Annotated in this window: 26 protein-coding genes and 1 pseudogene; all 27 read left to right on the forward strand. The window is 57.6% G+C overall.

Annotation, left to right across the window (positions count from 1 at the left end; all coding sequences use genetic code 11):
* A pseudogene (gene tuf / locus ACF8C6_RS09500) lies at positions 1-252 on the forward strand (elongation factor Tu); the annotation flags it as partial.
* 154 nt (positions 253-406) lie between these two features.
* Positions 407-718 (forward strand): 30S ribosomal protein S10, encoded by a 312-nt coding sequence (gene rpsJ, locus ACF8C6_RS09505; protein ID WP_003186070.1) that lies wholly within the window; start codon positions 407-409, stop codon positions 716-718.
* Between the two features lie 83 nt (positions 719-801).
* Positions 802-1,437, forward strand: a complete 636-nt coding sequence (gene rplC, locus ACF8C6_RS09510; protein WP_392499062.1) for a 50S ribosomal protein L3 — start codon at positions 802-804, stop codon at positions 1,435-1,437.
* A 14-nt stretch (positions 1,438-1,451) separates the two neighbouring features.
* Positions 1,452-2,054 carry a 50S ribosomal protein L4 gene (gene rplD / locus ACF8C6_RS09515; protein WP_277690664.1) on the forward strand — a complete coding sequence of 201 codons (603 nt, stop codon included), beginning with the start codon at positions 1,452-1,454 and terminating at the stop codon, positions 2,052-2,054.
* A complete protein-coding gene (rplW, locus tag ACF8C6_RS09520; protein ID WP_277690663.1) occupies positions 2,051-2,350 on the forward strand; it encodes a 50S ribosomal protein L23 in 300 nt (99 codons plus the stop codon). The genes rplD and rplW overlap by 4 nt, the downstream gene beginning before the upstream one ends.
* A 14-nt stretch (positions 2,351-2,364) precedes the next feature.
* Positions 2,365-3,186 (forward strand): 50S ribosomal protein L2, encoded by an 822-nt coding sequence (gene rplB, locus ACF8C6_RS09525; protein WP_277690662.1) that lies wholly within the window; start codon positions 2,365-2,367, stop codon positions 3,184-3,186.
* 16 nt (positions 3,187-3,202) lie between these two features.
* Positions 3,203-3,478, forward strand: coding sequence for a 30S ribosomal protein S19 (gene rpsS, locus ACF8C6_RS09530; RefSeq protein ID WP_277690661.1), 276 nt, complete (start codon positions 3,203-3,205; stop codon positions 3,476-3,478).
* A gap of 13 nt (positions 3,479-3,491) precedes the next feature.
* Positions 3,492-3,824: a 50S ribosomal protein L22 gene (gene rplV / locus ACF8C6_RS09535; RefSeq protein WP_003103908.1), complete on the forward strand. Its 333-nt coding sequence runs from the start codon at positions 3,492-3,494 to the stop codon at positions 3,822-3,824.
* Positions 3,825-3,837: 13 nt separating this feature from the next.
* Entirely contained in the window at positions 3,838-4,524 is a 687-nt protein-coding gene (gene rpsC / locus ACF8C6_RS09540) for a 30S ribosomal protein S3 (RefSeq protein WP_277690660.1), read from the forward strand.
* Positions 4,525-4,536: 12 nt separating this feature from the next.
* Positions 4,537-4,950: a 50S ribosomal protein L16 gene (gene rplP, locus ACF8C6_RS09545; RefSeq protein WP_068829017.1), complete on the forward strand. Its 414-nt coding sequence runs from the start codon at positions 4,537-4,539 to the stop codon at positions 4,948-4,950.
* A complete protein-coding gene (gene rpmC / locus ACF8C6_RS09550; RefSeq protein ID WP_016490538.1) occupies positions 4,950-5,141 on the forward strand; it encodes a 50S ribosomal protein L29 in 192 nt (63 codons plus the stop codon). The genes rplP and rpmC overlap by 1 nt, the downstream gene beginning before the upstream one ends.
* Positions 5,142-5,143: 2 nt before the next feature.
* A complete protein-coding gene (gene rpsQ, locus ACF8C6_RS09555; RefSeq protein WP_068829018.1) occupies positions 5,144-5,410 on the forward strand; it encodes a 30S ribosomal protein S17 in 267 nt (88 codons plus the stop codon).
* A 22-nt stretch (positions 5,411-5,432) separates the two neighbouring features.
* Positions 5,433-5,801: a 50S ribosomal protein L14 gene (gene rplN / locus ACF8C6_RS09560; RefSeq protein WP_225788815.1), complete on the forward strand. Its 369-nt coding sequence runs from the start codon at positions 5,433-5,435 to the stop codon at positions 5,799-5,801.
* 12 nt (positions 5,802-5,813) lie between these two features.
* Positions 5,814-6,128 (forward strand): 50S ribosomal protein L24, encoded by a 315-nt coding sequence (gene rplX, locus ACF8C6_RS09565; RefSeq protein WP_068829019.1) that lies wholly within the window; start codon positions 5,814-5,816, stop codon positions 6,126-6,128.
* A gap of 19 nt (positions 6,129-6,147) precedes the next feature.
* Positions 6,148-6,687, forward strand: coding sequence for a 50S ribosomal protein L5 (rplE, locus tag ACF8C6_RS09570; RefSeq protein ID WP_341687306.1), 540 nt, complete (start codon positions 6,148-6,150; stop codon positions 6,685-6,687).
* Positions 6,688-6,701: 14 nt separating this feature from the next.
* A complete protein-coding gene (gene rpsN / locus ACF8C6_RS09575) occupies positions 6,702-7,007 on the forward strand; it encodes a 30S ribosomal protein S14 (protein ID WP_160082924.1) in 306 nt (101 codons plus the stop codon).
* Between the two features lie 176 nt (positions 7,008-7,183).
* Entirely contained in the window at positions 7,184-7,576 is a 393-nt protein-coding gene (gene rpsH / locus ACF8C6_RS09580) for a 30S ribosomal protein S8 (RefSeq protein WP_392499063.1), read from the forward strand.
* Between the two features lie 12 nt (positions 7,577-7,588).
* Entirely contained in the window at positions 7,589-8,122 is a 534-nt protein-coding gene (gene rplF, locus ACF8C6_RS09585) for a 50S ribosomal protein L6 (protein ID WP_277690657.1), read from the forward strand.
* Between the two features lie 10 nt (positions 8,123-8,132).
* Positions 8,133-8,483: a 50S ribosomal protein L18 gene (gene rplR, locus ACF8C6_RS09590; protein WP_068829024.1), complete on the forward strand. Its 351-nt coding sequence runs from the start codon at positions 8,133-8,135 to the stop codon at positions 8,481-8,483.
* 3 nt (positions 8,484-8,486) lie between these two features.
* Entirely contained in the window at positions 8,487-9,017 is a 531-nt protein-coding gene (rpsE, locus tag ACF8C6_RS09595) for a 30S ribosomal protein S5 (protein ID WP_341687309.1), read from the forward strand.
* A 2-nt stretch (positions 9,018-9,019) separates the two neighbouring features.
* Positions 9,020-9,196 carry a 50S ribosomal protein L30 gene (rpmD, locus tag ACF8C6_RS09600; RefSeq protein WP_110683346.1) on the forward strand — a complete coding sequence of 59 codons (177 nt, stop codon included), beginning with the start codon at positions 9,020-9,022 and terminating at the stop codon, positions 9,194-9,196.
* 2 nt (positions 9,197-9,198) lie between these two features.
* A complete protein-coding gene (gene rplO, locus ACF8C6_RS09605; RefSeq protein WP_341687310.1) occupies positions 9,199-9,633 on the forward strand; it encodes a 50S ribosomal protein L15 in 435 nt (144 codons plus the stop codon).
* Positions 9,634-10,962, forward strand: a complete 1,329-nt coding sequence (secY, locus tag ACF8C6_RS09610; RefSeq protein WP_392499064.1) for a preprotein translocase subunit SecY — start codon at positions 9,634-9,636, stop codon at positions 10,960-10,962.
* 31 nt (positions 10,963-10,993) lie between these two features.
* Positions 10,994-11,110 (forward strand): 50S ribosomal protein L36, encoded by a 117-nt coding sequence (rpmJ, locus tag ACF8C6_RS09615; RefSeq protein ID WP_043217073.1) that lies wholly within the window; start codon positions 10,994-10,996, stop codon positions 11,108-11,110.
* Positions 11,111-11,243: 133 nt separating this feature from the next.
* Complete coding sequence (gene rpsM / locus ACF8C6_RS09620) at positions 11,244-11,600, forward strand: 30S ribosomal protein S13 (protein ID WP_277690653.1); 357 nt, start codon at positions 11,244-11,246, stop codon at positions 11,598-11,600.
* Positions 11,601-11,630: 30 nt separating this feature from the next.
* Positions 11,631-12,020, forward strand: a complete 390-nt coding sequence (rpsK, locus tag ACF8C6_RS09625; RefSeq protein ID WP_021702690.1) for a 30S ribosomal protein S11 — start codon at positions 11,631-11,633, stop codon at positions 12,018-12,020.
* Positions 12,021-12,036: 16 nt separating this feature from the next.
* Entirely contained in the window at positions 12,037-12,657 is a 621-nt protein-coding gene (gene rpsD / locus ACF8C6_RS09630; protein WP_277690652.1) for a 30S ribosomal protein S4, read from the forward strand.

The raw sequence follows: 12,657 nt of genomic DNA on the forward strand, positions 1-12,657 counted from the left end.
CTGTCCAAGGAAGAAGGTGGTCGTCACACCCCGTTCTTCAAAGGCTACCGTCCGCAGTTCTACTTCCGTACCACTGACGTAACCGGTTCGTGCGAACTGCCGGAAGGCGTTGAGATGGTAATGCCGGGCGACAACATCAAAATGGTTGTCACTCTGATCAAGCCGATCGCCATGGAAGATGGTCTGCGCTTCGCGATCCGCGAAGGCGGCCGTACCGTTGGTGCTGGCGTGGTTGCCAAGATCGTCGAGTAATCGACTTTCGCGGTAAAGGAAAAGGCCCTTCGGGGCCTTTTCTGTTTTATTGATCAAAAGTTGACACCCCCGGGGGGCATCCGTACAATCACGCCTCCTTTTAACGGGCGTAGTCCGTCCGTTGGGGATAGCAGAGATAGAGTCTGAGGTCAAAATGCAAAACCAACAAATCCGTATTCGGTTGAAGGCTTTTGACCATCGCCTGATCGATCAATCCACCCAGGAAATCGTGGAAACCGCGAAACGTACTGGTGCTCAGGTGCGTGGTCCTATTCCTCTGCCTACTCGCAAGGAGCGTTTCACCGTTCTGGTTTCTCCGCACGTCAACAAGGACGCGCGTGACCAGTACGAGATTCGCACTCATAAGCGTGTTCTGGACATCGTCCAGCCGACGGATAAAACCGTCGACGCGCTGATGAAGCTCGACCTTGCTGCAGGCGTGGAAGTGCAGATCAGCCTCGGCTAAAACCTGGCGGTTTTAGTCGTGTAACGCTCTGAAATGGGCGGCCATAGCGGGTGAAAGCCCCGTACACTCATGAGGTTTACAACATGACTATTGGTGTAGTCGGTCGTAAGTGCGGCATGACCCGCATTTTCACCGAAGAAGGTGTCTCCATTCCGGTCACGGTCATTGAGATCGAGCCGAATCGCGTGACCCAGTTCAAAACTGAAGAAAGCGACGGTTACCGCGCTGTGCAGGTTACTGTGGGTGAGCGTCGCGCTTCCCGCGTGACCAAGGCTCAGGCGGGTCACTTCGCCAAGGCTAATGTCGCTGCTGGTCGTGGCGTCTGGGAATTCCGCCTGGAAGAGGGCGAGTACCAGGCTGGCGATCAAGTGACTGCCGAGCTGTTCCAGGCGGGTCAGCTGGTGGATGTCACCGGTGAATCCAAGGGTAAAGGCTACGCCGGTACCATCAAGCGCTGGAACTTCCGTGGTCAGGATAACACCCACGGTAACTCCGTTTCCCACCGTGCTCCGGGCTCCATCGGCCAGTGCCAGACTCCTGGTCGTGTATTCAAGGGCAAGAAAATGTCCGGTCATCTTGGCGCTGAGCGCGTGACCGTGCAGTCCCTCGAAGTGGTCCGTGTCGACGCCGAGCGTAATCTGCTGCTGGTAAAAGGTGCCGTTCCTGGTGCTACCGGTGGCGACGTGCTGGTGCGTCCGGCTGTCAAAGCTCGCGGTTAATAGGGGAAGCTGAGATGCAACTGAATGTAAATGGCGCTCAGGCTATCGAAGTCAGCGAGCGCACTTTCGGTGGTGAGTTCAATGAGACTCTGGTGCACCAGGCTGTCGTCGCCTACATGGCTGGCGGTCGTCAGGGTACCCGTGGTCAGAAGACTCGCGCCGAAGTCACCGGTGGTGGCAAGAAGCCGTGGCGTCAGAAGGGCACTGGTCGTGCTCGTTCCGGTTCCAGTGTTGGCCCGATCTGGCGGGGTGGTGGCGTAACTTTCGCTGCCAAGACCCAGGATCACAGCCAGAAGCTGAACAAGAAGATGTACCGCGCTGCTCTGCGCTCCATCCTCTCCGAGCTGGTTCGTCAGGATCGTCTGGTCGTGGTTGAAGACTTCGCTGTCGAAGCTCCGAAGACCAAGGCTCTGCTGGGCAAGCTGGACGGCATGGGTCTGAGCGACGTGCTGATCGTTACCGAGGCCGTTGATCAGAACCTGTACCTGGCTGCGCGCAACCTGCCGCATGTCGACGTTCGCGACGTCCAAGGCTCCGATCCGGTCAGCCTGATCGCCTTCGACAAAGTGCTGGTTACCGTGTCGGCCGTGAAGAAATTCGAGGAGCTGCTGGCATGAACCAGGAACGCGTATTCAAAGTGCTGGTTGGCCCGCACATCTCCGAGAAAGCCTCCGTGCTGGCAGATGGTAAGAGCCAATTCGTTTTCAAGGTTGCTGTTGATGCAACCAAGCTGGAAATCAAGAAGGCCGTAGAAAGCCTGTTCAGTGTCAAAGTGGACGAGGTTCGCACTGTCAATGTACAGGGCAAGACCAAGCGTACCGCTCGTGGCCTGGGCAAGCGTAACGACTGGAAGAAGGCGTATGTCTCCCTCCAGCCGGGCCAGGATCTCGATTTCACCAGCAGTGCTGAGTAAGGTAGGGGCGCATCATGGCAATCGTTAAATGCAAACCGACTTCCGCTGGCCGTCGTTTCGTGGTCAAAGTGGTCAATCAGGAGCTGCATAAAGGCGCTCCTCATGCTCCGCTGCTCGAGAAGAAGTCGAAGTCTGGCGGCCGTAACAACAACGGTCGTATCACCACTCGCCACATCGGCGGTGGCCACAAGCAGCATTACCGTCTGGTCGACTTCCGTCGCAACAAGGATGGCATCCCTGCCATCGTTGAGCGCGTGGAATACGATCCGAACCGTACCGCTCACATCGCTCTGCTGAAATATGCCGACGGTGAGCGTCGCTACATCATCGCGCCGAAAGGTGTGAGCGCTGGCGATCAGCTGGTATCCGGTTCCGCTGCTCCGATCAAGGTCGGCAACAGCCTGCCGCTGCGCAACATCCCCGTCGGTTCGACCATTCATGGTGTCGAGCTGAAGCCGGGTAAAGGTGCTCAGCTGGTTCGCTCCGCTGGTGCTTCTGCTCAGCTGGTCGCTCGTGAAGGTGCCTACGTCACTCTGCGTCTGCGCTCCGGCGAGATGCGCAAGGTCCTGGCCGAGTGCCGTGCGACTCTGGGTGAGGTTTCCAACTCCGAGCATAGCCTGCGTTCTCTGGGCAAGGCCGGTGCCAAGCGCTGGCGTGGTGTTCGTCCGACCGTTCGTGGTGTTGCCATGAACCCGGTTGATCACCCGCATGGTGGTGGTGAGGGTCGTACTTCTGGTGGTCGTCACCCGGTTTCGCCGTGGGGCTTCCCGACCAAGGGTGCGAAGACTCGCTCCAACAAGCGCACCGACAACATGATCGTTCGTCGCCGCAAGTAATTAGAGGGATACGACAGTGCCGCGTTCTCTGAAAAAAGGTCCTTTTATCGATCTTCACCTACTGAAGAAGGTCGAAGTGGCGGTGGAAAAGAACGATCGCAAGCCGGTTAAAACCTGGTCGCGTCGCTCCATCATTCTGCCGCAGATGGTCGGTCTGACCATCGCTGTGCATAACGGTCGTCAACATGTTCCGGTCCTCGTGAACGAAGACATGGTCGGCCACAAACTCGGCGAGTTCGCTGGTACCCGCACTTATCGTGGGCACGTGGCGGACAAGAAAGCCAAGCGTTAAGGGGTAAGGAACGATGGAAGTAGCCGCTAAGTTGTCGGGCGCTCGCATCTCCGCCCAGAAAGCCCGCTTGGTCGCCGACCAGATCCGCGGGAAGAAGGTGGGCGAAGCGCTCAACCTGCTGGCTTTCAGCTCGAAGAAAGCCGCCGAGATCATGAAGAAAGTGCTGGAGTCGGCCGTTGCCAACGCCGAGCACAACGAAGGCGCAGACGTTGATGACCTGAAGGTCAGCACCGTTTTCGTCAACGAGGGGCGTTCGCTTAAGCGCATCATGCCGCGTGCCAAAGGCCGCGCTGATCGCATCGTCAAGCGGTCTTGCCATATCACTGTCAAGGTTGCGGACAAGTAACGGAGTCGATCAGATGGGTCAGAAAGTACATCCCGTTGGCATCCGCCTGGGAATCGTCAAGGAGCACACCTCCGTCTGGTACGCAGATAAGCGTCAATACGCTGATTATCTGCTGGCCGACCTGCAGGTTCGTGAGTATCTCCAGGACAAACTAAAAAGCGCGTCCGTTAGCCGTATCGACATCGCTCGTCCGGCTCAAACCGCACGCATCACCATCCACACCGCTCGTCCCGGCATCGTGATCGGCAAGAAAGGTGAAGATGTTGAGAAGCTGCGTCAGGACCTGACCAAGCAAATGGGTGTGCCGGTGCACATCAACATCGAAGAGATCCGCAAGCCGGAGCTCGACGGTATGCTGGTAGCGCAGAGCGTTGCTCAGCAGCTGGAGCGTCGCGTTATGTTCCGTCGCGCCATGAAGCGCGCTGTACAGAACGCCATGCGTATTGGTGCCAAGGGCATCAAGATCCAGGTGAGTGGTCGTCTCGGTGGTGCGGAAATCGCACGTACCGAGTGGTATCGCGAAGGTCGTGTGCCTCTGCACACCCTGCGTGCCGATATCGACTACGCCACCTACGAGGCGCACACCACTTACGGTGTGATCGGTGTGAAGGTGTGGATCTTCAAAGGCGAGGTCATCGGTGGCCAGCTGGAAGAGTCCAAGCCTGCCGCTCCGGCGCCGCGCAAGAAAGCTGCTAAGTAAGGAGTACGCAACATGCTGCAACCCAAGCGTACAAAATTCCGCAAGCAGATGACTGGCCACAACCGTGGTCTGGCTCATCGCGGTAGCAAGGTCAGCTTCGGCGAGTTCGCGCTGAAAGCTGTTTCTCGTGGTCGTCTGACTGCTCGCCAGATCGAAGCAGCCCGTCGTGCCCTGACTCGTCACGTAAAGCGTGGCGGTAAAATCTGGATCCGTGTGTTCCCGGACAAGCCGGTTACCAAAAAGCCCCTCGAAGTTCGTATGGGTAAAGGTAAGGGCGGCGTGGAGTACTGGGTAGCCCAGATCCAGCCGGGCAAAGTGCTCTACGAGATCGAAGGTGTTCCGGAAGCGCTGGCGCGTGAGGCTTTCGCCCTGGCTGCTGCAAAGCTGCCGCTCGCCACCTCTTTTGTTAAGCGGACGGTGATGTGATGAAAGCGAATGAACTCCGTGAAAAATCGGTTCAGCAGCTGAACGAGCAACTGCTCGGTCTGCTGCGTGACCAGTTCAATCTGCGTATGCAGAAAGCCACTGGTCAGTTGGGGCAGTCTCACCTGCTCTCGCAAGTGAAGCGCGATATCGCTCGCGTGAAAACTGTGCTCAACCAGCAGGCAGGTAAGTGATCATGGCTGAAGCTGAGAAAACCGTCCGCACGCTGACTGGCCGTGTCGTCAGCGACAAAATGGACAAGACCATCACCGTTCTGATCGAGCGTCGCGTCAAGCACCCGATCTACGGTAAGTACGTTAAGCGCTCGACCAAGCTGCACGCTCATGACGAGACCAACCAGTGCAAGATCGGCGACAAGGTCACTATTCGTGAGACCCGTCCGCTGGCCAAGACCAAGAACTGGTCCCTGGTGGAAGTCGTCGAACGTGCCGTGGAAGTCTAAGGACTAAGGGTCGGAGAAAGATATGATTCAGACTCAATCCATGCTCGACGTCGCTGACAACAGCGGTGCTCGTCGCGTTATGTGCATCAAGGTCCTGGGTGGTTCGCACCGTCGTTATGCCGGTATTGGCGATATCATCAAGGTCACCGTGAAGGAAGCGATTCCGCGCGGCAAGGTGAAGAAAGGCCAGGTAATGACCGCTGTTGTGGTTCGTACCAAGCACGGCGTACGTCGCGCTGATGGCTCGATCATCCGCTTCGATGGCAACGCTGCTGTTCTGCTGAACAACAAGCAAGAGCCGATCGGCACCCGTATCTTCGGGCCGGTGACTCGTGAACTTCGTTCCGAGAAGTTCATGAAGATCGTCTCGCTCGCCCCCGAAGTGCTGTAAGGAGAAGCCGTCATGCAAAAGATTCGTCGTGACGACGAGATCATCGTGATCGCCGGCAAAGACAAAGGTAAGCGTGGCAAGGTGCTCAAGGTTCTCGCTGACGACCGTCTGGTCGTTGGTGGGATCAACCTGGTGAAGCGCCACACCAAGCCGAACCCGATGCTGGGTGCTCAAGGCGGTATCGTCGAGAAAGAGGCGCCTCTGCACGTCTCTAACGTTGCTATTTTCAACAGCGAAACCAACAAGGCTGACCGCGTTGGTTTCAAAGTCGAAGACGGCAAGAAAATTCGTGTCTTCAAGTCCACCCAAAAGCCGGTTGGCGCTTGAGAAGCATAGGTAAAACACCATGGCACGACTGAAAGAGATTTACCGGAAGGAAATCGCGCCCAAGCTGAAGGAAGAACTGCAGCTGGCCAACGTGATGGAAGTTCCGCGCGTTACCAAAATCACCCTGAACATGGGTCTTGGCGAAGCGATCGGTGACAAGAAGATCATCGAAAACGCCGTTGCCGACCTGGAAAAGATCACCGGTCAAAAGCCGATCGTGACCTACGCTCGCAAGTCCGTTGCTGGCTTCAAGGTTCGTGAAGGCTGGCCGATCGGAGTCAAGGTGACCCTGCGTCGCGATCGTATGTACGAATTCCTGGATCGCCTGCTCGCGATCTCCCTGCCGCGCGTGCGTGACTTCCGCGGCCTGAATGCCAAGTCCTTCGATGGTCGTGGCAACTACAGCATGGGCGTCAAAGAGCAGATCATCTTCCCGGAAATCGATTACGACAAGATCGATGCTCTGCGTGGTCTGGATATCACTTTGACCACAACCGCTCGTACGGATGATGAAGGTCGTGCTCTGCTGCGCGCCTTCAACTTCCCGTTCCGCAACTGATTGGAGTTTGGAACATGGCCAAAATGAGCATGAAAAACCGTGAGCTGAAGCGTCAGCAAACGGTAGCCAAGTACGCCAAAAAGCGTGCCGAGCTGAAAGCTGTGATTGCCAACCCGAACTCCACTCCGGAGCAGCGTTGGGAAGCCCAGGTAGCCCTGCAAAAGCAACCACGTGACGCCAGCGCCAGCCGCCTGCGTAACCGTTGCCGCATCACCGGCCGTCCGCACGGCGTGTACCGCAAGTTCGGCCTCGGCCGTAACAAGCTGCGTGAAGCGGCGATGCGTGGTGATGTGCCAGGTCTGGTGAAAGCCAGCTGGTAACAAAAGCGAAGCCGGCCAAGTGCCGGCTTTGTTTTATCGTTCAAGCCCCATTTGGGGCTTGATTCATTTTTGATCGATCTCTAGAATGTCCGGCTCTTCTGAGCCTGGCATTTGCGTGTCGTTTCAGAATGGTTCCAGCCGCAAGGCTGTTCTTTTTGTTTAGGAGCATCTAGCCCATGAGTATGCAGGACCCGTTAGCGGACATGCTAACTCGTATCCGTAATGCCCAGATGGCTGAAAAGTCGGTAGTAAGCATGCCGTCTTCCAAGCTGAAGGTGGCAGTAGCTGACGTTCTCAAGAGCGAAGGCTACATCGCGGGATACCAGGTCAGCAGCGACGTCAAGCCGCAGCTGTCCATCGAGCTGAAGTACTTCGAGGGCCGTCCGGTCATCGAGGAAGTGAAGCGCGTCAGCCGTCCTGGCCTGCGCCAGTACAAGTCTGTCGAGCAGCTGCCGAAAGTTCGCGGCGGTCTGGGCGTTTCCATCGTCTCCACCAACAAAGGTGTGATGACTGATCGTGCTGCACGTGCTGCCGGTGTCGGCGGTGAAGTGCTCTGCACCGTGTTCTAAGGGGGGATAAGCATGTCTCGCGTTGCTAAGAACCCCGTCAAGCTGCCGGCAGGTGTCGAGGTCAAACTCGCTGGTCAGCAGCTTTCGGTGAAGGGTGCCAAGGGTACTCTGGAACTGAACGTGCACTCGTCCGTGGAAGTGACCCAGGAAGCTGGTGAACTGCGTTTCGCTGCTCGCAATGGCGATCAGCAGAATCGCGCCATGGCCGGTACTACCCGTGCACTGGTCAACAACATGGTCATTGGCGTGAGCCAGGGCTTCGAGCGCAAGCTGCAGCTGGTTGGTGTGGGCTACAAGGCCCAGGCTAAAGGCCAGGTGCTGAACCTCGCGCTGGGCTTCTCCCATCCGATCGACTACGAACTGCCGCAGGGCGTTACCGCCGAGACCCCGAGCCAGACCGATATCCTGATCAAGGGTATCGACAAGCAACTGGTTGGTCAGGTGGCTGCGGAGATCCGCGACTTCCGTCGTCCTGAGCCGTACAAAGGCAAAGGCGTGCGTTATTCCGACGAAGTCGTACGTCGCAAAGAAGCTAAGAAGAAGTAGGGCATAGCAAATGAGCGAAAAGAAAGAAACTCGTCTGCGTCGCGCTCGCAAGGCACGCCTGAAAATGCGCGAGCTGGAAACCGTACGCCTCAGCGTGTACCGCTCTTCCCAGCACATTTACGCCCAGGTCATTTCGGCCGACGGCGCCAAGGTTCTGGCCAGCGCCTCGACCCTGGACAAAGAACTGCGTGACGGCGCCACTGGCAACGTCGACGCGGCCAAGAAAGTCGGCCTGCTGGTCGCTGAGCGTGCGAAAGCCGCTGGCGTTACCCAGGTAGCGTTCGACCGTTCTGGCTTCAAGTACCACGGCCGTGTGAAAGCGCTGGCTGATGCTGCTCGTGAAGGCGGGCTGGAGTTCTAAGTTATGGCAAATCACGAGCAAAAGCGCGATCGCGATAATCGCGGCGACGATGCCCAGGGCGAAGGCTACATCGAGAAGCTGGTCCAGGTTAACCGCGTTGCCAAAACCGTTAAGGGTGGCCGTATCTTCACCTTCACCGCGCTGACCGTGGTTGGTGATGGTAAGGGTCGCGTAGGTTTCGGTCGCGGCAAGTCCCGCGAAGTACCTGCTGCTATCCAGAAGGCTATGGAAGCTGCGCGTCGCAACATGATTCAGGTTGACCTGAACGGCACCACTCTGCAGTACCCGATGAAGTCCGTGCATGGCGCTTCCCGCGTCTTCATGCAGCCGGCCTCCGAAGGTACCGGCATCATCGCCGGCGGCGCCATGCGTGCTGTCCTGGAAGTGGCTGGTGTGCAGAACGTTCTGGCCAAGTGCTACGGCTCTACCAACCCGGTGAACGTTGTTTACGCCACCTTCAAGGGTCTGAAAGCCATGCAGTCGCCGGATTCCGTTGCTGCCAAGCGTGGTAAGAGCGTCGAGGAGATTCTCTGATCATGGCAACCGTAAAAGTCACTCTGGTGAAAAGCACCAACGGCCGTCTGGCCAACCACAAAGCCTGCGTTAAAGGCCTGGGCCTGCGCCGCATCGGTCACACCGTCGAAGTTCAGGACACTCCTGAAAATCGCGGCATGATCAACAAGGCTTACTACCTGCTGAAGGTGGAGGGTTAATCATGCAACTGAACGATCTGCGTTCCGCGCCGGGTGCCCGTCGCGAGAAGCTTCGCGTAGGCCGTGGCATCGGTAGCGGTCTGGGTAAGACTGCTGGCCGTGGTCACAAAGGCCAGACCTCTCGTACCGGCGGCAAGATTGCTCCCGGTTTCGAGGGTGGTCAGCAGCCGCTGCACCGTCGTCTGCCGAAGTTCGGCTTCGTGTCCCTGAAAGCCATGGATCGCGCTGAAGTGCGCACTTCCGAGCTGGCTAAGGTGGACGGCGATGTCGTTTCTCTGCAGTCGCTGAAGGATGCCAACATCATCAACCAGAACGTACAGCGCGTAAAAGTCATGCTGTCCGGCGCGGTTGGTCGTGCGGTCACCCTGAAAGGTATCGCCGCCACCAAGGGTGCGCGTGCGGCTATCGAAGCAGCTGGCGGTAAGTTCGAGGACTAAATGGCTAAGCAAGGTGCTCTCTCTGCGCTGGCAGGTGGCGGGTTGTCCGAGCTCTGGGCTCGGCTGCGCTTCCTATTCCTGGCGATCATCGTCTATCGGATAGGTGCACATATTCCGGTGCCCGGAATCAATCCTGACCGTCTGGCGGATCTGTTTCGGCAGAACGAGGGAACCATTCTTAGCCTGTTCAACATGTTTTCCGGCGGCGCGCTGGAGCGTATGAGCATTTTTGCATTGGGGATCATGCCGTACATCTCGGCATCGATCATCATGCAGCTCTTGACCGCTGTCAGTCCGCAGCTGGAGCAGTTGAAGAAGGAAGGGGAAGCTGGCCGTCGCAAGATCAGCCAGTACACCCGCTACGGCACGCTGGTGCTCGCCATTGTTCAGGCCGTCGGCATGTCCGTCGGTCTGGCTGGGCAGGGCGTTTCGTTCACGACTGATTTCAGCTTCCACTTCGTGGCGGTGACGACTTTCGTGGCGGGCGCCATGTTCATGATGTGGCTGGGCGAGCAGATCACTGAGCGCGGGGTGGGTAACGGTATTTCGATGCTGATTTTTGCAGGCATCGTTGCTGGTCTGCCGAGCGCCATTGGTCAGTCCTTCGAGTCGGCACGTCAGGGCGATATCAATATCTTTGCCCTGATTGCTATTGCGCTTCTGGCGATTGCCATCATCGGTTTCGTGGTCTTCATCGAGCGTGGTCAGCGTCGCATTGCGGTGCACTACGCCAAGCGTCAGCAGGGCCGCAAGGTTTTTGCTGCGCAGACCAGCCACTTGCCGTTGAAAGTGAACATGGCGGGTGTGATTCCGGCCATCTTCGCCAGTAGTCTCCTGCTGTTCCCTGCTTCGCTGGGGACCTGGTTCGGTCAGTCCGAAGGGCTTGGCTGGCTGCAGGACATCTCGCAGGCCATCGCTCCGGGCCAGCCGTTGAACATTCTGCTGTTTAGTGCAGGGATCATCTTCTTCTGCTTCTTCTACACGGCTCTGATGTTCAATCCGAAGGACGTAGCGGAAAACCTGAAGAAGTCTGGTGCCTTTATTCCGGGCATCCGTCCGGGTGAGCAATCCGCGCGCTATATCGATGGCGTGCTGACTCGCTTGACCATGTTCGGTGCTCTGTACATGACGGCCGTTTGCTTGCTCCCGCAGTTTCTGCAGGTGGCTGCCAACGTTCCGTTCTACCTTGGCGGGACCTCGTTGCTGATCGTGGTCGTGGTTGTGATGGACTTTATGTCGCAAGTACAATCGCACCTCGTTTCGCACCAGTACGAATCCCTGATGAAGAAAGCCAACCTGAAGGGCTATGGCAGCGGCATGCTCCGCTGACATGGAATCCGTAAGGTTCTAGGAGTTACTGATGAAAGTTCGTGCATCGGTCAAGAAGCTGTGCCGCAACTGCAAAGTCATTCGTCGCGACGGTGTCGTTCGTGTGATCTGCAGCGCGGAGCCGCGTCACAAACAGCGCCAAGGCTGAGTGTGAGTCACGCGTAATGAGCCCGGCAGCTAGTGCGCTGTCGGGTTGATTCTTTGTTATTACAGCGCTAATATCGCGCGCCCTATTTCTTGGCTTCCAGGGCGTGGGTAGCTGTCAATTGGAGTTCCACTGAATGGCCCGTATTGCAGGCGTCAACATTCCGGATAACAAGCACACTGTTATCTCGCTGACCTACATCTACGGTGTTGGTCGCACCACTGCGCAGAAAATCTGTGCAGCCACCGGTGTCAATCCGGCGGTAAAGATCAAGGATCTCTCTGACGAGCAGATCGAGCAGCTGCGTGGCGAAGTCGCCAAGTTCACCACTGAAGGTGACCTGCGCCGCGAAATCAACATGAAAATCAAGCGTCTGATGGACCTGGGCTGCTACCGCGGTCTGCGTCACCGCCGTGGCCTGCCGGTCCGCGGTCAGCGCACCAAGACCAACGCGCGCACCCGTAAGGGCCCGCGTAAGCCGATCCGCAAGTAATTGCGCCCGCGAATCGACAGGAATTAAGTCATGGCTAAGCCTGCTGCTCGTACTCGTAAGAAAGTCAAAAAGACAGTGGTGGATGGGATCGCCCATATCCACGCTTCTTTCAATAACACCATCGTGACCATCACTGATCGTCAGGGCAATGCTCTGTCCTGGGCGACTTCCGGTGGTTCCGGTTTCCGCGGCTCCCGTAAGAGCACTCCGTTTGCTGCCCAGGTAGCTGCCGAGCGTGCCGGTCAGGCTGCTCTGGAATACGGTCTGAAGAACCTCGACGTCAACGTCAAGGGTCCGGGCCCAGGTCGCGAATCTGCCGTGCGTGCTCTGAACGCCTGCGGCTACAAAATCGCCAGCATCACCGACGTGACGCCGATCCCGCACAACGGGTGCCGTCCGCCGAAGAAGCGTCGCGTGTAATAGGAGACAGTGAAGAATGGCTCGTTACATTGGTCCCAAGTGCAAACTGTCTCGCCGTGAAGGCACCGATCTCTTCCTGAAGAGTGGTGCGCGCGCGCTCGAATCCAAGTGCAACATCGAATCGGCTCCTGGCCAGCACGGCGCTCGCCGTGGTCGTCAGTCCGACTACGGTACCCAGCTGCGTGAGAAGCAGAAAGTCCGTCGTATCTACGGCGTGCTGGAGCGTCAGTTCAGCGGTTACTACAAGGAAGCTGCCCGCCGTAAGGGTGCTACCGGTGAGAACCTGCTGCAGCTGCTGGAGTGCCGTCTGGACAACGTGGTTTACCGCATGGGCTTCGGTGCTACCCGCGCTGAATCTCGTCAGCTGGTATCGCACAAAGCCATCACCGTGAACGGTTCGACCGTGAACGTCCCGTCTTACCAGGTCAAAGCTGGTGACGTCGTGGCTGTTCGCGAAAAGGCCAAGAACCAGCTGCGCGTTGCCCAGGCTCTCGAGCTGTGCGCCCAGCGTGGTCGCGTTGAGTGGGTCGAAGTAGATTCCGAGAAGAAGTCCGGCGTGTTCAAAAGCGTCCCGGTTCGTGGCGATCTGTCTTCCGACATCAACGAAAGCCTGATTGTCGAGCTCTACTCCAAGTAA

The sequence above is a fragment of the Pseudomonas sp. zbq_18 genome, from assembly GCF_043102245.1.
In the GTDB taxonomy this organism is placed as follows: Bacteria; Pseudomonadota; Gammaproteobacteria; order Pseudomonadales; family Pseudomonadaceae; genus Aquipseudomonas.